Origin of the sequence: Sphingobium sp. ZW T5_29, assembly GCF_044987515.1 — a bacterium.
Taxonomy (GTDB): Bacteria; Pseudomonadota; Alphaproteobacteria; order Sphingomonadales; family Sphingomonadaceae; genus Sphingobium.
This window is the reverse complement of the sequence record NZ_JBJDRM010000003.1, coordinates 13,845-29,869: the sequence shown is the minus strand read 5'-3', so window position 1 is coordinate 29,869 and position 16,025 is coordinate 13,845. Positions and strand designations below refer to the sequence as shown.

Annotated in this window: 17 protein-coding genes; 10 read left to right on the top strand and 7 right to left on the bottom strand. The window is 63.7% G+C overall.

Annotated elements, in window-relative coordinates; translation table 11 throughout:
- Positions 1-97 precede the first annotated feature (97 nt).
- The 3 genes from ACI3KQ_RS02830 to ACI3KQ_RS02820 all read left to right on the top strand — a co-directional run bounded on the left by ACI3KQ_RS02830 (position 98) and on the right by ACI3KQ_RS02820 (position 2,011).
- A complete protein-coding gene (locus ACI3KQ_RS02830; protein ID WP_404954593.1) occupies positions 98-856 on the top strand; it encodes an alpha/beta fold hydrolase in 759 nt (252 codons plus the stop codon).
- Positions 856-1,716 (top strand): hypothetical protein, encoded by an 861-nt coding sequence (locus ACI3KQ_RS02825; RefSeq protein WP_404954591.1) that lies wholly within the window; start codon positions 856-858, stop codon positions 1,714-1,716. The genes ACI3KQ_RS02830 and ACI3KQ_RS02825 overlap by 1 nt, the downstream gene beginning before the upstream one ends.
- 88 nt (positions 1,717-1,804) lie before the next feature.
- Positions 1,805-2,011: a hypothetical protein gene (locus ACI3KQ_RS02820; protein WP_404954588.1), complete on the top strand. Its 207-nt coding sequence runs from the start codon at positions 1,805-1,807 to the stop codon at positions 2,009-2,011.
- 51 nt (positions 2,012-2,062) lie between these two features.
- Here the strand turns inward: ACI3KQ_RS02820 and ACI3KQ_RS02815 are convergent, their stop codons facing one another.
- Positions 2,063-2,767, bottom strand: a complete 705-nt coding sequence (locus tag ACI3KQ_RS02815; protein WP_404954586.1) for an SIMPL domain-containing protein — start codon at positions 2,765-2,767, stop codon at positions 2,063-2,065.
- 102 nt (positions 2,768-2,869) lie between these two features.
- Here ACI3KQ_RS02815 and ACI3KQ_RS02810 point away from each other — a divergent pair, with 102 nt between their 5' ends.
- Genes ACI3KQ_RS02810 through ACI3KQ_RS02800 form a run of 3 tightly spaced genes read left to right on the top strand, consistent with a single transcriptional unit; the run spans position 2,870 to position 4,487 of the window.
- Positions 2,870-3,304 (top strand): VOC family protein, encoded by a 435-nt coding sequence (locus ACI3KQ_RS02810; RefSeq protein ID WP_404954584.1) that lies wholly within the window; start codon positions 2,870-2,872, stop codon positions 3,302-3,304.
- Between the two features lie 3 nt (positions 3,305-3,307).
- Positions 3,308-4,030, top strand: a complete 723-nt coding sequence (gene gloB / locus ACI3KQ_RS02805) for a hydroxyacylglutathione hydrolase (protein ID WP_404954582.1) — start codon at positions 3,308-3,310, stop codon at positions 4,028-4,030.
- A gap of 55 nt (positions 4,031-4,085) precedes the next feature.
- The gene (locus ACI3KQ_RS02800) at positions 4,086-4,487 is read left to right on the top strand and encodes a hypothetical protein (protein WP_404954580.1); all 402 of its coding nucleotides are present in this window, start codon (positions 4,086-4,088) and stop codon (positions 4,485-4,487) included.
- Here ACI3KQ_RS02800 and ACI3KQ_RS02795 read toward each other — a convergent pair.
- The 3 genes from ACI3KQ_RS02795 to ruvA form a co-directional block, all read right to left on the bottom strand.
- A complete protein-coding gene (locus ACI3KQ_RS02795; RefSeq protein WP_404954964.1) occupies positions 4,466-6,241 on the bottom strand; it encodes an AMP-dependent synthetase/ligase in 1,776 nt (591 codons plus the stop codon). The two genes, ACI3KQ_RS02800 and ACI3KQ_RS02795, sit on opposite strands and share 22 nt — an antisense overlap.
- Positions 6,242-6,411: 170 nt before the next feature.
- Positions 6,412-7,431: a Holliday junction branch migration DNA helicase RuvB gene (gene ruvB, locus ACI3KQ_RS02790; RefSeq protein ID WP_404954578.1), complete on the bottom strand. Its 1,020-nt coding sequence runs from the start codon at positions 7,429-7,431 to the stop codon at positions 6,412-6,414.
- Positions 7,428-8,039, bottom strand: coding sequence for a Holliday junction branch migration protein RuvA (gene ruvA, locus ACI3KQ_RS02785; protein WP_404954576.1), 612 nt, complete (start codon positions 8,037-8,039; stop codon positions 7,428-7,430). Before ruvA ends, ruvB begins: the two co-directional genes overlap by 4 nt.
- A 139-nt stretch (positions 8,040-8,178) precedes the next feature.
- Between ruvA and ACI3KQ_RS02780 the strand changes: the two genes are divergently transcribed.
- Both ACI3KQ_RS02780 and ACI3KQ_RS02775 read left to right on the top strand, forming a co-directional pair.
- The gene (locus ACI3KQ_RS02780; RefSeq protein WP_404954575.1) at positions 8,179-8,754 is read left to right on the top strand and encodes a peptidase S14; all 576 of its coding nucleotides are present in this window, start codon (positions 8,179-8,181) and stop codon (positions 8,752-8,754) included.
- Positions 8,755-8,818: 64 nt separating this feature from the next.
- On the top strand, positions 8,819-10,120 hold the full coding sequence (locus tag ACI3KQ_RS02775; protein ID WP_404954573.1) for a methyltransferase family protein: 1,302 nt from the start codon (positions 8,819-8,821) through the stop codon (positions 10,118-10,120).
- Positions 10,121-10,129: 9 nt separating this feature from the next.
- Here ACI3KQ_RS02775 and ACI3KQ_RS02770 read toward each other — a convergent pair whose 3' ends face one another.
- Both ACI3KQ_RS02770 and pgeF read right to left on the bottom strand, forming a co-directional pair.
- The gene (locus ACI3KQ_RS02770; protein WP_404954571.1) at positions 10,130-11,503 is read right to left on the bottom strand and encodes a glutamate--cysteine ligase; all 1,374 of its coding nucleotides are present in this window, start codon (positions 11,501-11,503) and stop codon (positions 10,130-10,132) included.
- 186 nt (positions 11,504-11,689) lie between these two features.
- Positions 11,690-12,448 carry a peptidoglycan editing factor PgeF gene (gene pgeF / locus ACI3KQ_RS02765; protein WP_404954963.1) on the bottom strand — a complete coding sequence of 253 codons (759 nt, stop codon included), beginning with the start codon at positions 12,446-12,448 and terminating at the stop codon, positions 11,690-11,692.
- 145 nt (positions 12,449-12,593) lie between these two features.
- On the opposite strand from pgeF, the gene ACI3KQ_RS02760 reads away from it, so the two are divergent.
- The gene (locus ACI3KQ_RS02760) at positions 12,594-14,210 is read left to right on the top strand and encodes an amino acid permease (protein ID WP_404954569.1); all 1,617 of its coding nucleotides are present in this window, start codon (positions 12,594-12,596) and stop codon (positions 14,208-14,210) included.
- Between the two features lie 42 nt (positions 14,211-14,252).
- Here ACI3KQ_RS02760 and ACI3KQ_RS02755 read toward each other — a convergent pair whose 3' ends face one another.
- Positions 14,253-15,530 (bottom strand): multidrug effflux MFS transporter, encoded by a 1,278-nt coding sequence (locus ACI3KQ_RS02755; RefSeq protein ID WP_404954567.1) that lies wholly within the window; start codon positions 15,528-15,530, stop codon positions 14,253-14,255.
- Positions 15,531-15,728: 198 nt separating this feature from the next.
- Here ACI3KQ_RS02755 and ACI3KQ_RS02750 point away from each other — a divergent pair, with 198 nt between their 5' ends.
- Positions 15,729-16,025, top strand: coding sequence for an SEL1-like repeat protein (locus tag ACI3KQ_RS02750; protein WP_404954565.1), 297 nt, complete (start codon positions 15,729-15,731; stop codon positions 16,023-16,025).

Here is a 16,025-nt window from a genome sequence, read left to right as displayed (position 1 = left end):
ATTGTGCAGGCCGTTATTTTTCTTCTGTTTTGGATTTCGCTGCGCCTGCCTCTAAGGCAGGGCGGACTTTACGCCCTTAACGCCCGTGGAGAACCCGATGGAGCCTGCAAAAGCCAACCCGCCGCCATCCTTGTTCGCGTGCCCTGACGGTGGTCGGCTTGCCTATCGCCACCGCACGGGCGACGGGCCTACACTTGTCTTTCTGCCTGGCTACATGTCCGACATGGAAGGTGGCAAGGCCGTAGCCCTGGACGCATGGGCTGCCGGATCGGGCCGGGCGATGCTGCGGTTCGATTATGGCGGCAACGGCGCCAGCGAAGGACGGTTCGAGGATGGCACACTCGCCACTTGGCGGGACGATGCGCTGCAACTGATCGACGCGCTGGTCCATGGGCCGGTGGTGCTGGTCGGGTCGTCCATGGGCGGCTGGCTGGCGCTGCTGATCGCGCTTGCCCGGCCGGACAAGGTGGTGGGGCTGGTGGGCATAGCCGCCGCGCCGGACTTTACCGAATGGGGCTTTACCGATGCTGACAAGGCGCTGCTTGCGACGGAAGGGCGCATTGTCGAGCCGACCCCCTATGGCGACCAGCCCTATGTGACGACGCTGGCGTTCTGGCAGTCCGGGCAGGCGTTGCGCCTGCTGAGTGGAGAGATCGCCATTTCCTGCCCTGTCCGCCTGCTTCAGGGGCAGGAAGATCGCGACGTTCCCTGGCAGACGGCGCTCCGTATCGCGCAGCGGCTACGTTCATCGGATGTGCAGACGCTGCTGGTTAAGGATGGCGACCATCGCCTTTCCCGCGACGCGGATATCGCCCTGCTGATCCGTACTGTCGCCAGCCTTTTGGACAGTTTTTAATGGCCTTCCTTCTGCCCCTGCTGCTGCTGACGCCGCAAGCCTATGATCCTGAAATTGAGGCAGTGATGACCCGGCGGCAAAGGGAAGCGGCTGTCGCCCGTTCTGCATCCACGCCGCCACCGCCTGCCGCAGCAGCGGACGGGCGCATTCCCGTACCGGAAAAATTTGCCAGGCCGTTTCAGGCATGTCTCGATCAGGCCGTCGATTCTCCTGAACAGGCGGTTGCCTTTGCCCAGAAGTGGCGGCTGGAAGGCGGCAGCTTCTACGCGCGTCACTGCATGGGGTTCGCCTATGCCAGGGCGGAACGGTGGCCCCCCGCCATCGTCGCCTTTGAGCAGGCGGCGGAGGAAGCGGAGCGTGGCGGCGAAATGGCGCAAAGCGCACGGCTATGGGCGCAGGCAGGCAATGCGGCGCTGGCGGGCGGCGACGCGGCAAAGGCGCGTACCAGTTTTGACGCCGCCCTGGCGCGTGGTTTGCCCGATGGCATAGAAAAGGGCGAACTTCACCTCGACCGCGCCCGTGCTCTGGTCGCGCTGGGCGATGTTGGGGGCGCGCGGGAGTCGCTGGATGTCGCGACACAGCAGGCCGCGCAGGACCCCCTTGCCTGGCTTTTGTCGGCGACCTTGGCTCGCCGCACGGGTGAAATGAAACTGGCCCAGGCCCACATCGCGCGCGCCGTGCAGTTGTCGCCCGATGATGCGTCGGTGGCGTTGGAGGAAGGCAATATCGCCATTCTCACCGATCATGAGGATGTCGCGAAATCCGCCTGGGAACGGGCGGTGAAGATCGCCCCGGCGACCCCGGCCGGGAAGGCTGCAGCCGAAAGCCTTGCGCGACTGGCGGGTCAGCCCAGGCGCTGACAATCGACCGGGCGGGTTCGCTCCGGGGAACCTTGGCCCCATCCTCCCGTTGGCCCATCATCATGGCATTCGGGAAAGGATATTCGAAATGCAAGGTAATCGAGGAAAGATTGCGGCCATCGGCCTTCTGATGATGGGCGCCTTGTCGCTTGGCGCCTGTTCGCATGGGGCGACGCGCGGAGGGTTGATCGGCGGCGCGGGCGGTGCAGCGGTGGGCGCTGTCACCGGGGTCGGCGCGGTAGAAGGCGCTGTGGTCGGCGGGACCGCTGGCGCGATTATCGGCGATGATGACTGATGAAGGACCGCGTGGAGCGATGGAAGACGGCATCGCTCCACGCCGCAATGATTAGTTCAGATAAAAGTCGACCGTGGTGACGACGCGCACCTTTTTATAAGGGGTGTCGCTTGCCCCGTCGGTTTCGCCGTCGCGCGCGTCGATGGAAAAATAGCCCTGGGTCGCGCTCTTGATGCCACCCACGCTTGCGCCGCTGTCGCGTGCAAATTGCTCTGCGGCGGAGCGCGCATCCTTGGTCGCGGCGGCCACCATCGGCGGCTTGACGTCGTTCAACTTCGTAAAGCTGTAACGCATCCCCGACCCTTCCTGCAGCGTGACGCCGCGCCGGACGAGGTCGAACTGCTGGGCGACCGCGCGCTGGGCCTTGGCGATGTCGTTGGTTCGCAACAACATCCGTTGCGTGATTGTGATCGTGTTCACGCCATTGTTGATATATTGGTTGACCCCTGCGCCAGTGGGGGTCAACGCCTGGGCCGGGAAACCCAACCCGGCGAAATAGGCCTTCAGTTCCTTGGTGTTGTTGTCAATCTCTGCCCGTACCGTGGGCAGGTCGAACCCGGTGGCGGAATAGCTGATCGACCAGGTGGCAAGGTCGGCGGTGACGTCGCGCTCCGCCAGGCCACGCACGGTGACCGAACGGTCGGCGGCTCTGGCGCGCTTCAATCCGTCGCCCAACAGATAGCCGCCGCTCACGATCCCGAAGGCCAATAGTCCGGCGCAGCCCAGCAGCACCTTGTCGCGCAAGTCCAAACCCATGTCCGTCTCCTCTTCCTTCACCGCCCATGCCACCCTATCTTGGACGCATTGCTGACAGGCCTGAGATGAACCGTTGCTGGACGGCGACGAATGGAGCAAAAATTGACCAAATATCTCCACACGATGATCCGCGTGACCGATGTTGACCGGACGGTGGCCTTCTTCAACATGCTGGGGCTGGAGGAACAGCGGCGGATCGATAACGACCAGGGGCGCTTCACTCTGGTCTTCCTCGCCGCGCCGGGTGACGAACATGCTCAGGTGGAACTCACCTATAACTGGCCGCCCGCCGACGGCAGCGCTCCTGAACGCTATGAAGGTGGGCGCAATTTCGGTCATCTGGCCTATCGCGTCGACAATATCTACGATGTCTGCCAGCGTTTGATGGACGCGGGGGTCACGATCAATCGGCCCCCACGCGACGGGCATATGGCCTTTGTGCGCACGCCGGATAATATTTCGATAGAGCTTCTGCAGGACGGCTATCTCGACCCTGCCGAACCCTGGGCGTCCATGCCCAATAGCGGAGTGTGGTAAACCATGCTGGAGGTGGTCCGCATCCCGGTGCTCAATGACAATTATGTCTGGCTGATGCATGATCATGCGGGCGGCGATACCGTGGTTATCGACCCCGCCGTTGCTGACCCGGTGCTAGGGCAAGCGGCGGAGCGCGGCTGGACCATTGGACAGATCTGGAACACCCATTGGCACCCCGACCATGTGGGCGGCAACGCGGCGATCAAGGCGGCGACCGGCTGCACCATCACCGGCCCCGCGACGGAGGCGGGAAAGATCGGGACACTCGACCGGCTGGTGGGGGAGGGGGACAGCGTGCGCATCGGCGAACATGTCGCCACTGTGCTGGAAGTCCCCGCGCATACCGCTGGGCATATCGCTTATCATCTGGCGGCTGAGCACCTGCTGTTTGCTGGCGATACGTTGTTCGCCATGGGATGCGGTCGGCTGTTTGAAGGGACTCCTGCCCAGATGTTCGCCAATATGCAGCGCTTCGCCGCGTTGCCGGACGATACGCTGGTCTATTGTGCGCATGAATATACGCAGGCCAATGGCCGCTTTGCCATGACGGTGGAGCCAGAAAACCGCGCGCTTGCCGATCGGATGGCTGATGTCGATATCGCGCGAAGCCGGGGCGAAGCGACAGTGCCCACGACCATCGGGCAGGAACGGGCCACCAACGTCTTCATGCGCGCCGCCGACGTCGATCAGCTGGCCGCGCGACGTGCGGCCAAGGATACCGCCTGACGGTCAGGCGTTGAAACCGCGTCGCTCCAATGAAGCGATTTGCAGGAGAATGGCCATGCGTGGATGGATATTATTGGCGCCCGCGATGCTAGCCGGTTGCGCGGGCAGCATGGAACGGCCTCAACTGACCGAAAGGCAGGCGGCAAGGCTGGAAAAAGCGCTTGAGGGCAAGGTGCCCGGCGAACCGGTCAGCTGTATTCCAATCCGTCCCCAAACCAACATGACCGCGATCAGCGGCAGCGTGCTCCTCTATCGGGTCAGCGGTCGGCTGATCTATCGCAACGACCTGATCGGCAGCTGCCCGGGCCTCGCCCGTGGCGACACTCTGGTGGTCAGGCCTGTGGGGTCGCAATATTGCCGGGGCGACATCGCTCGCAGCGCGGACCTGGCGGTTGGCATGGTCACCGGCTCATGCGCGCTTGGGTCCTTTACCCCCTATCGGACGCCCGGTCGCTGAGCAGCAGGGGTTGAACCCTGGTAAAGCGCGTCCAGTCGATCCTGATAGCGCGCGCGAATGACATGACGCCGTATCTTCATCGACGGGGTCATTTCCTCATTGGCGATGGTGAACGGCTCGTCCGCCAAGATGACGCGCCGCACCCGTTCCGTCACCGACAGGTCGGCATTGACCCGCTCAACGGCTGCGCGCAGGGCTGACTGATATTCGGGGTCGGCGCCGGCCTGGTCCGGCTCCTGCCCCCGTGCCGCCGCCCATTCGCGTGTCCATTCGGCATCCGGCACGATCAATCCGACCAGATGCGGCCTGCGATCGCCATAGACCATCGCCTGCCCGATTTCCGGTTGCAGCGTCAGCATGCCTTCGACTTTCTGCGGCGAAACATTGTCGCCCTTGTCGTTGACGATCAGGTCCTTTTTCCGGTCGGTGATGCGGATGCGCCCGCGATCGTCAAACTCGCCAATGTCGCCGGTGTGCAGCCAGCCGCCCTTCAGCGCCCGCTCCGTATCCGCTTCGTTGCGCCAATAACCGTGCATGACCAGTTCGCCGCGCACCAGAATCTCGCCATCGGCGGCGATCCGCACCTCCACCCCGTCAAGCGGCGGCCCGACCGTGTCCATGCTGATCCCCGCGCGCGGCCGGTTGCAACTGATCACCGGCCCGGCCTCTGTCTGTCCATAGCCCTGCAGCAAGGTCAGGCCCATGGCGTCGAAGAACAGGCCGACATCGGGGTTCAATGGCGCGCCGCCCGATACCAGCGCTTTCATCCGTCCGCCAAAGCGGGCGGCGATCTTGGGCTTTAGCGTGCGCGCCAGCAGCGCCTTCATCGGCAGGTCGGCGATCGATTTGCGGCCCTGCTGCTCCTTTGCCGCGATCCTTAGCGCCTGCGCCATCAACCAGGTGGGGAATTTGCCCTGCTTTTCGACGGATTTCATGATCCGGGTCCGCAGCACCTCGAACAGGCGGGGGACCACGACCATGATCGTGGGCCGCGCCTCTTCGATATTGCTGGCCAGCTTTTCCAGCCCTTCGGCATAATAGATCTGCCCGGCCAGCATGATCGGAAGGAACTGGCCGCCGCTATGTTCATAGGCATGGGACAACGGCAGGAAAGACAGGAAGACCTCGTCCCCCCAACCGAAATCCTCCACCACCAGCCTGCCTGCGCCTTCGATGTTGCACAGGATCGCGCCATGATGCTGCATCACCCCGCGCGGCGCGCCGCCAGTGCCGCTGGTATAGATAATGCACGCCAGGTCCGGCCGATCCGCCGTCTGTTCGGCGGCGCAAGCGTCAGGGTCGGCGATATGGGCCGCGATCAGGTCGCTCCACAAATGGCAGGAAATGTCGCCCTGTCCGCCGCGCAGTGGTTCCATGCCGATGACGAAACTCGCCCGCGACCGCAGCACCGCGGGCATCAACGCCTGCGCCAGCTTCGCCGTGGACACGATTACCGCCCGTGCTCCGCTGTCGGTCAGGATATGCTGGTGGTCGCGCGTCGTATTGGTGGTGTAGGTCGGCACCGTCACGCACCCCGCCGCCATGATGGCAAGGTCCGCGATACAGAATTCGGGGCGGTTCTCGCTCACCAGCATGACGGCATCGCCCGGTTTCAGGCCCCGCGCCTTTAATGCAGCGGCCAGCGAAGCGACCTGATGCGCGACCTCGGTCCAGTTGAGCGACTGCCAGCGGCCATCGACCTTGCGCCACAGGAAAGGCAGGTCGCCCTTTTCCCTCGCCCGCGCAAAGAACATCGTCACCAGATTGGGGAACCGTTTGATCGCCTGCAACCCTGCCTCCTGGACCCGGCGCGCCCGCAACGCGCCATTTTGGGGGCAGGCTATAACGGCGCGCTGCCGTAACGGCCATGCTTTTTCCGCGCGCCCTGTTCAATCCGGCCAATCGAATTTTCAGCCGGACCCTGTCAGCCGAACAGGCCGTCCTGCGTGCCCGCAGGCGGGTTCAGCCCCAGATGCTTCCATCCCGGGCCGTTCAGGCAACGGCCACGCGCGGTGCGGGCGATCAGGCCCAGCTGGATCAGATAGGGTTCGATCACTTCCTCGACCGTGTCGCGCGGCTCGGACAGGCCCGCGGCCAGCGTCTCCACGCCCACCGGGCCGCCACGATAGATGTCGGCGATCATCATCAGGTAGCGCCGGTCCATCAGGTCCAGCCCCAACTGGTCGACCTCCAGCCGACTGAGCGACGCGTCGGCCACCTTTGCGTCCACCGCCTGCGCCCCTGCGACATTGGCAAAGTCGCGGACGCGCCGCAGCAGTCGTCCGGCAATGCGCGGCGTGCCCCGCGAACGCCGCGCGATTTCGACCGCGCCATCGGACGTGATCACCAGGTTCAACAATCGCGCCGCGCGGCGAACGACCAGTTCCAGCTCATCGACCGTATAAAATTGTAGCCGCACCGGAATGCCGAAACGGTCACGCAGCGGCGTCGTCAGCAATCCCTGCCGCGTCGTCGCGCCGACCAGCGTGAAGTGGGGCAGGTCGATGCGGACGGATCGGGCGGATGGTCCTTCCCCGATCATCAGGTCCAGCGCCCGGTCCTCCATCGCTGGATACAGCACTTCTTCCACCGCTGGATTGAGGCGGTGGATTTCGTCCACGAACAGCACGTCGCCTTCGTCCAGATTGGTCAGCAGCGCGGCCAGGTCGCCCGATTTGGCGATGACCGGCCCTGAAGTCGCGCGAAATCCTACGCCCATTTCCTTGGCGACGATCTGCGCCAGCGTCGTCTTGCCCAGGCCAGGCGGTCCAAAGAACAGCACATGGTCCAACGCCTCGCCCCGCGCCTTCGCTGCCTCGATAAACACGCGCAAATTGCCGCGCGCCGCTTCCTGCCCGATAAATTCGCTCAAGGATTTGGGGCGCAGCGCCGCATCGACATCTTCGACGCGACGGGTGGACGCGATTAGCCGTTCCTCGCTCATTTCGACGCCTTGCGCAGCGCCAGCCGGACCAGCGCGTCAAGCGTCGCGCCTTCGCCCAGCTCTTCCTCCGCTGCAGCAACGGCGCTGCTCGCCTCCGCCGGGCGGAAGCCCAGATTCTGGAGCGCCGAAATCGCGTCCGCGCCATGGCCGTTGATCAGGGATGGCGCGACGCCACCGCCAGCCAGCGCGCCGGAAGCCCCCGGCGCAGCGCCGATCTTGTCCTTCAGCTCATTGACGATGCGCAGGGCCAGCTTGGGACCCACACCGTTCGCCCGCGCCACCATCGCCTTGTCGCCGGTCGCCACGGAACGATGCAGTTCAGCCGGTTCCAGCGCGGACAAAATCGCCAGAGCCACGCGCGACCCGACGCCCTGCACGCCGACCAACAGGCGGAACCAGTCGCGTTCCTCCCCACGTGCGAAGCCGACCAGGCGGATGGAATCGTCGGACACCAGCATTTCGGTATGCACCGTCACCGCTTCGCCGACTGGCCCCAGCGCCGCCAGCGTGCGCGACGACGCGCCGACAAGATAGCCGACCCCGCCCACATCGATGATGGCATGGTCGGTTCCGGTGCTGTCCAGCCGCCCTTTGAGTTTAGCGATCATGCCCCGTGCCCTTTGGTCATGGTCTGTTCTTTACAGCGTCTTGGGCCTCGCGCCAGCTAAAAGCGCGCGGCCACGGCACCATTTGGCGCGTCGCGCGTAGTGCTGCCCTGTTCCCCATCACCAAAGGACATTAAGGTCGATGACGATGCAAGCGCCGATGCTGTCGCCACAGGATTTCGCCAACCCCGCGATCCGGCTGGCGGGCTATGTCGATCATGGCATGTATATCCATTTCAAGGAAAGGCTGGCCGCCGCGCCTCAGGACGGGCTGGTCGTGGTGGAAATTTCCACGCTGGGCGGCGACCCTGAACTCGCGCGGATGATGGGTGAGGATATTCGTTTCCATTCGGAATTGCGTCCTGAATGTCGGCTCGTTTTCCTGGGCAAGACCGCCGTCTATTCCGCGGGCGCGACGTTCATGGGCTTTTTCGCGACGGAAAACCGCTATCTGACGCGCGGCACCCGCCTTATGATTCATGAACGCATCATCACGCGCGACATCCGCCTGCAGGGCCCGCTTTCCACCTGCATCGCCCCGCTCAAGGCCGCGCTGAATGAAATTGAAGCGTCGATCACGATCCAGAATGAAGGGTTCGCCAACCTGATCATGGGGTCGCAAGTGACATTGGACGAAGTAAAGAAGCGCGCACCGGAAAACTGGTATCTCGAAGCGAATAAGGCCGCTGCGCTGGGGCTGGTGACGGCTGTTCTTTGAACGGGCAGGGGCAGGGCGCAGTCCTTCACCGCTTGCTTACCATTTTCGCGCATAAGCGGCCGTCATGCGAAAGACAGCCGATCCCTGCCCGCCTTCCGCCGTCGGCCATGGCGTGGGCCTTGTCGGCCTCCTGGGCCTCGGACTCTGGACGGTCGTGGCCCGTCACTACGGAATGAACGGCCCCTATGCGGGCTTCGCTGCCGTTATCGCCTGTGGCCTGCCGATGGTGCTCTGGTCGCTGCTGGTGGACAAGGTGCATCGCAATGCGTCGACCGGCCTCGACTGGCGCGGGCCTGCCCGCCTGTTGCGCGAAGTTTTCGACATCAGCCTGGTCAAGATCGCCGGGCTGTGGGCGACATGGCTGGCCATCGCCATATTCTACTGCGTGGCGCGTTGGTACTGGAACGGCAATTACCGTTTCTCCATGGACCTGTTCATGGCCGCCGCGCCCTGGCTGCTCGCCTTTTCCATTCCCTATGTCGTCTGGATCGACCGGCGGCTGATCGACCCGAAGGATGCGTCCTACGCCTTCGGCCAATGGGTGATCGGTGGCGCGGCGGGTAGGCCCGATCGGGGTCAGGTCGCCAACCATGCCCGTGCCTGGACGGTCAAGGGCTTCTTCCTCGCCTTCATGCTGTCGATCGTGCCCGGCAATTTCGCCAGCGTCGTGGATTGGCGCATCGATCACGCCTTCGCCAACCCCGTGAACCTGACCGCCTTCCTGATCGCCATCATGTTCATGATCGACGTCTGCATGGCGACGGTCGGTTATCTGCTGACCTGTAAGCCGCTGGATTCGCACATCCGTTCCGCCAACCCCACGCTGGCCGGATGGGTGGCGGCGCTGATCTGCTACCCGCCCTTCGTGCTGATGGGGGCGGGCGGTCCGCTCGACTATCATGCGGGCGGTGCGGAATGGGATATGTGGACACAGGGGCACACCAGCATCCAGTGGCTGCTGGGCGGCTGGCTGGTGCTGTTGACCGCCATCTACGCCTGGGCGACGGTAGCCTTTGGCATACGCTTTTCCAATCTTACCCATCGCGGCATATTGACGCATGGACCCTATCGCTGGACCCGCCACCCGGCCTATCTGTCAAAAAATCTCTTCTGGTGGTTTTCCGCCCTGCCGTTCCTGACCTTGTCGGGCAGCCTGACAGACATGGTGCGCAACTGCGCGATGCTGGCCGTGACCAACGCCGTCTATTATTGGCGCGCCCGGACAGAGGAAGCGCATCTGTCGGCCGACCCCGACTATCGCGCCTACAGCGAATGGATGGCGCGCAACGGGCCGGTCCCTCGGTTCTTTGCCTGGGTCACCGGTCGTAAGGCGGCGCGCAAACCGGAACTTCAGCCCGCCGAATAAAATCGCCGATCAGTAGCTTTCGTCAGCATATACCCGGCCAAGGTCGCCCGCCCATTCGCCATGATAGCGCGCCAGCAACCGTTCAGCATGGGTAACCCCTGACGCTGCTATATCGTCCAGCGGGGCCAGATATTCCGTCTCATCGCGGCCCGCATCGTCCATCCGCGCCCGCGCCTTCAGCCCGCCGCGCGCAATTTCCAGCACCTGGCCCGCAATGTCGCGCAGCGTTCGCCCGCCCGGCAGCGGCGCGTTCAGCGCCAGACGCGGCGCCGCATCGCGCAATGCCTGCCGATCCGCCATCGACCAGTCCTTGACCAGATCCCACGCCGCGTCGAGCGCACCCTGATCATAGAGCAGCCCCACCCAGAAGGCGGGCAGCGCCGTGATCCGGTCGGCCGGGCCGCCATCCGCGCCGCGCATTTCCAGAAAGCTCTTCAACCGCACCTCAGGGAAGGCGGTGGACAGATGGTCCTCCCAATCCTTCTCGGTCGGCTTCTCGCCCGGCAGGACGGACAGTCGCCCGTCCAGGAAATCGCGAAAGCTCAACCCTGCCGCATCGATATAACGGCCTTCGCGGTAGACAAAATACATCGGCACATCGAGGGCATAGTCCGCATAGCGCTCGTAGCCAAAGCCGTCCTCGAACACGAAGGGCAGCATGCCGGTGCGCGCGGCGTCGGTGTCGGACCAGATATGGCTGCGATAGGACAGAAATCCGTTGGGCCTGCCTTCGGTAAAGGGGGAATTGGCGAACAGCGCCGTCGCCAGCGGTTGCAAGGCCAGGCTGACGCGGAACTTCTGCACCATGTCCGCTTCGCTGCCATAGTCCAGGTTGGTCTGGATCGTGCAGGTGCGCAGCATCATGTCCAGGCCCAGCGACCCGACGCGCGGCATGTGGCGCAGCATGATGTCGTAGCGGCCCTTGGGCATGATCGGCAATTCGTCGCGGCGCTTGTCGGGCCACATGCCCAGGCCCAGGAAGCCCAGCCCCAGCATTTCGCCGACATATCTGACCTGTTCCAGATGCCGTTGTGTCTCGCCAAAGGTCTGGTGAAGATTGTCCAGCGGCGCGCCTGACAGCTCCAGCTGTCCCGCCGGTTCCAGGCTGACCGTCCCGTCGGCACCGGACAAGGCGATGATGTTTTCGCCCTCGAACACCGGGCTCCAGCCATAGCGGGTCAGGCCGATCAGCAGCGTGTGGATGCCGCCACTTTCACCATAGGACGGGGCATGATGATCATCTTTGGCATAGACGAATTTTTCATGTTCGGTGCCGATGCGCCAGCGATCCTTGGGCTTTTCTCCCTTGGCGAAGGCGGCGATCAACTGGTCGCGGCTTTCGATGACGGGATCAATTTCCCCTGAATCTGTTCTGGTGCTCATGCCACGCCTTAGCCTGTCCCCCTTGCTCGTCAAACATCGACGCGCCCGCGACAAATAGGTTGCCGGTGGCGTGGCCGCAATCCCATCCTTTATTGCAACTAGAAAAGCTGTCGGACGGTATGACATGCAGGCGCGCCAGCCCGCCGACCACGCCCTGTCCGGCGGGGCGACGGGGGCAGGGCGCTATTATCCCACTGCGATCATGGAAATCTGCCGACCATAGCTCGCTTCGCCACGATGGCAGGAACGGCGATAGCTATAGAAACGCTCAGGCTGGCTATAACTGTCCTCATCCAGCATCTCGACCCGGCCAATGCCGGACGCCGCCAGACGCGCGGCGACATAGGCGGCTATGTCGAACTGACAATGGCCTTCCCGCCCCGCGCTGAAGAATCGCCCATTTTCCGGGTCCTGATCTTCGAAAGCCCGCATGAACGGCTCGGTCACTTCATAGGAAGCGCGCGCGATACAGGGGCCGATGGCGGCACGGATGCGCCCTGCCCGCGCGCCCAGCTTCTCCATCTCCTGGATCGTTCGGTCGGTCACGCCGCTCAACGCGCCCTTCCAGCCTGCATGCGCCGCGCCGACGACGCCTGCATCGGGGTCGGCGAAGAGGACCGGCACGCAGTCCGCGGTCAATATGCCCAAAATCAGCCCCGGCCGGTCCGTGACCATGGCGTCCGCCGCCGGGCGGTCCTGTTCCCCGATTGCGGCCGTGACGGTCACCACGTCGGGGGAATGGACTTGCCGCACCGTCACCAGTTGCGCGCCGGGTAACAGAGCGTCGCGCGCCAGGTCGCGATTGCGCAGAACCGCCTCCCGCTCATCGTCCGATCCCAGCCCGACATTCAGGCCTGCGTGAACGCCGCTGGAAACGCCGCCGCGCCGCCCGGCAAAGCCGTGGGGGACATTGTCCAGGCACGCCGCGCGCAGCAGTTCGATCATCATGGCTTTCCTTCTACAGTGTCGGCGTCACGCAACATACTTGCGCGGGCCGGATTAGGCGATAGTCTCCCGCCTACAGAAAAACAGGGGGGATCGGTCGGCCTGACCGCCCGGACAAACGGCATATGGATAAAGGGCTCCATTCATGATCTTCGGGCGCATCAAGCCGCTGGACGCCATATTGGCGACGGCTGAGAAAAAATCCCTCGTCCGCACATTGGGGCCGGTTCAGCTGACGCTGCTGGGCGTCGGCGCGATCATCGGCACCGGGATTTTCGTGCTGACCGCCGCCGCCGCGCAAAAGGCGGGGCCGGGCATGATGTGGAGCTTCATGATCGCGGGCGCGGTCTGCGCCTTTGCCGCCCTGTGCTATTCCGAACTCGCGTCGATGGTCCCGGTTTCGGGGTCAGCCTATACCTATACCTATGCCGTGGTGGGCGAACTGCTCGCCTGGATGGTCGGGTGGGCGCTCATCCTGGAATATGCCGTCGCGGCCAGCGCCGTGTCGGTCGGCTGGTCAGGCTATTTCATGGGCCTCATGAAAAGCATCACCGGGCTTGAACTGCCCCAGGCGCTGTCCGCCGGGCCGGTATGGACCATGAACGGCCTCATTCCCCATGCCGATTTCTCGCACGGGTTCATCAACATTCCCGCGATTTTCGTCGCCCTGGCCGTCACTGCGCTGCTAGTCCTCGGCACCACCGAAAGCGCGCGGGTGAACGCGGTGCTGGTCGCTATCAAGGTCACGGCCCTGACCGCTTTCGTCGCGCTGACGCTGCCCGTGCTGGACACTGGCAATTTTTCGCCCTTCGCGCCCAATGGCTGGTTTGGCCCGGAAGGCACCAGCGGCATGGGCATCGTCGGGGCGGCGGCGTCGATCTTTTTCGCCTATGTCGGGTTCGACGCGGTCTCAACCGCTGCGGAAGAAACCAAAAATCCTCAACGCAACGTGCCGATCGGCCTGATCGGCAGCCTTGCGATCTGCACCATCTTTTACCTGTTCGTCGCCGCGGGCGCGATTGGCGCGATCGGTGCGCAGCCGGTTCTGGGTCCAGACGGGTCGATCGTCGCGCCGGGGTCGCAGGGCTTTGCCGCCGCCTGCGGGACGGCTGCTCACGCCAATGATCTTGTCTGTTCCAACGAAGCGCTGGCCCATGTGCTGCGGGCGATCAACTGGACGGTCGTCGGCAATGCGCTCGGCCTCGCCGCAAACCTGGCCCTGCCATCCGTCATCCTGATGATGATGTTCGGCCAGACGCGCATCTTCTTCGTGATGGCCCGTGACGGACTGCTCCCGGAAAAACTTGCCAGCATTCACCCGCGCTTCAAAACGCCGCATGTCGTGACCATCTTTACCGGCATCTTCGTCGCCATCGCCGCCGCGCTGCTGCCCGTGGGTCAACTGGCCGACATTTCCAATTCGGGCACGCTCTTCGCCTTCTTCATGGTGTCGATTGCCGTCGTCGTGCTGCGGATCAGGGACCCCCAGCGCCGACGCCCGTTCAGGACGCCGGCCATCTGGCTGGTCGCGCCCGCCGCGGCGATTGGCTGCATGTTCCTGTTCTTCAACCTGCCGGTGGATGCCCAGATGGTTCTGCCGGTCTGGGGTGGGCTGGGGCTGCTGCTCTATTTCCTCTATGGCCATCGCAAGAGCCATGTGGCGCGGGGCCTTGTGGAAACGCATGAACAGGACGTCGACATCCCGCCGCAGCCGGTGCCGCCGATGCCGGGCGCGCCCACGCCGGGCGGACGCGACGCCTGACAGGCATGGAGCAAGGGGGCAGGCGACTGCCCCCTTTCTTGTTTACCGGACTGCTTCGACTTCCACGTCGCGCAGCGCGCCATGATGGGGGCGGGTAAAGAGCTTTCCGCGCTCGGCCCAGTAGATGATCAGGAAAGACAGCGCGCCGAACGTCAGCATGCCCACCGTCAGGGGCAGGGTCGTCCCGTCAAAGGACAGGCCGACCAGGCTGCCGAACATGCTGGAAACCGCAGTCGTCAGGAACGACTGGAATGACGATGCGGCGCCCGCGCCCCTGGAAAATGGCTCCATCGATATCGCGCTGAAGTTGGATGCCGTGAACGCCACCGTCAGCATCGTCAGCGATTGCAGGACGATGAAGCTGATTATCGTTTCATACCCGGCCAGAATGACGGCCAGATGCACCATGTTGATCAGGATCAGGCCCAGCAACGCGCCCTGGCTCAGCCGCCGCGCGCCAAATCGCGACACCAGCCGACTGTTCACCAGACTGCCGATCCCCATGCTGCCTGCCTGCACCGCGAAGGCAAGGGGGAATATGTCCTGCGCGTCGAACACATCGAAAAAGATTTGCTGGATCGACAGGATGAACCCGATCAGCCCGCTCATCGCGACCCCGCTCGCCAGCATATAGCCGATCGAACTGCGCGTGGTGACGATCAGCCCCATGGTGCGCAGCAGCGACGGCACGCTGATGGGCACGCGGTTTTCCGGGGCCAGCGTTTCGGGCAGGCGAATCAACATCCACAGCAGGATCAGCGTGGACAGGATGGCCAATATCCAGAAAATCCACCGCCATGGCGCGATCCACAGGATCGCTTGCCCGAAAGTGGGCGCGACGACCGGGATCAGCATGAACACGGCGAAAATCAGCGACATGACCCGCGCCATCGCGTCGCCTCGGAATCGGTCGCGGATGATGCTGACCGCGATAACCCGGCTCGCCCCGGCAAAGAATCCCGCCATGGCGCGCGCCGTCAGCATCATCGCAAAGCTCTGCGCGGCGGCGCATGCGATGGATGCCAGGATGAACAGCGCCATGGCGATGCCCAGCACTTTCTTGCGCCCGAATCGGTCGGACAGGACGCCAAAGATCAATGATCCCACGCCCAGCCCCAGGAAATAGACGCTGATGATCAGCTGCCGGTCATTGGGCTGCGTGACGGCCAGGTCACGGCCGATGTCCGGCAGAGCGGGCAGCATGGGGTCGATGGACATGGCGTTCATCGCGATCAGGCAAGCGCATAGCAGGACGAATTCGCGGAACGGTATGTCCTTTTTCGTCGATGCCGATGCAGATGTTTCCGGGGACGCAGTCATGCAGGCGGCTATGGGGATTATCCCCGACGGAAGCCACCCCCGCATCGTCATTTCAACGCATTAACCTTTGCCCGCCCAGTTAGATCGGGGTCAGGGCCTGCAAAACAGGAAAATCGCGTTAACCATTTTTTATCACACCCCGTCCATTGTTGCCTTCGTCAAGAACCATCCAGTGAAGTCCATAAGGGGGATCAGGTCATGGCGAACAGTTTGAAGAGCGCCCAGTTTCTGATGGAAAGCCGCCAGTCGATCGCGGCGTATGAATCGGCCGAAGCCTGTTTTGAACTGGGCGTGGCCTATAGCTGCGGCACGGGCGATCTGTCGGTCGACCTGGTCGAAGCGCATAAATGGTTCAACCTAGCCGCGCTTCGGGGCAGTGAGGAAGGACAGGCGATGCGCGCCGAAATCGCCGAAGAAATGACTGGGCGTGAAATTGCCGAGGCGCAGCGCCAGGCACGCGCCCTGATCGCTTCGACACAGCTGCGCGCAGCCTGA

Bases quoted from the DNA above. Each gene is read 5' to 3' on its own strand.
- ACI3KQ_RS02830 (WP_404954593.1), top strand. From the start codon at position 98: ATGGAGCCTGCAAAAGCCAACCCGCCGCCATCCTTGTTCGCGTGCCCT.
- ACI3KQ_RS02825 (WP_404954591.1), top strand. From the start codon at position 856: ATGGCCTTCCTTCTGCCCCTGCTGCTGCTGACGCCGCAAGCCTATGAT.
- ACI3KQ_RS02820 (WP_404954588.1), top strand. From the start codon at position 1,805: ATGCAAGGTAATCGAGGAAAGATTGCGGCCATCGGCCTTCTGATGATG.
- ACI3KQ_RS02815 (WP_404954586.1), bottom strand. From the start codon at position 2,767: ATGGGTTTGGACTTGCGCGACAAGGTGCTGCTGGGCTGCGCCGGACTA.
- gloB (WP_404954582.1), top strand. From the start codon at position 3,308: ATGCTGGAGGTGGTCCGCATCCCGGTGCTCAATGACAATTATGTCTGG.
- ACI3KQ_RS02800 (WP_404954580.1), top strand. From the start codon at position 4,086: ATGCGTGGATGGATATTATTGGCGCCCGCGATGCTAGCCGGTTGCGCG.
- ACI3KQ_RS02795 (WP_404954964.1), bottom strand. From the start codon at position 6,241: ATGTTCTTTGCGCGGGCGAGGGAAAAGGGCGACCTGCCTTTCCTGTGG.
- ruvB (WP_404954578.1), bottom strand. From the start codon at position 7,431: ATGAGCGAGGAACGGCTAATCGCGTCCACCCGTCGCGTCGAAGATGTC.
- ruvA (WP_404954576.1), bottom strand. From the start codon at position 8,039: ATGATCGCTAAACTCAAAGGGCGGCTGGACAGCACCGGAACCGACCAT.
- ACI3KQ_RS02780 (WP_404954575.1), top strand. From the start codon at position 8,179: ATGACGATGCAAGCGCCGATGCTGTCGCCACAGGATTTCGCCAACCCC.
- ACI3KQ_RS02775 (WP_404954573.1), top strand. From the start codon at position 8,819: ATGCGAAAGACAGCCGATCCCTGCCCGCCTTCCGCCGTCGGCCATGGC.
- ACI3KQ_RS02770 (WP_404954571.1), bottom strand. From the start codon at position 11,503: ATGAGCACCAGAACAGATTCAGGGGAAATTGATCCCGTCATCGAAAGC.
- pgeF (WP_404954963.1), bottom strand. From the start codon at position 12,448: ATGATCGAACTGCTGCGCGCGGCGTGCCTGGACAATGTCCCCCACGGC.
- ACI3KQ_RS02760 (WP_404954569.1), top strand. From the start codon at position 12,594: ATGATCTTCGGGCGCATCAAGCCGCTGGACGCCATATTGGCGACGGCT.
- ACI3KQ_RS02755 (WP_404954567.1), bottom strand. From the start codon at position 15,530: ATGACTGCGTCCCCGGAAACATCTGCATCGGCATCGACGAAAAAGGAC.
- ACI3KQ_RS02750 (WP_404954565.1), top strand. From the start codon at position 15,729: ATGGCGAACAGTTTGAAGAGCGCCCAGTTTCTGATGGAAAGCCGCCAG.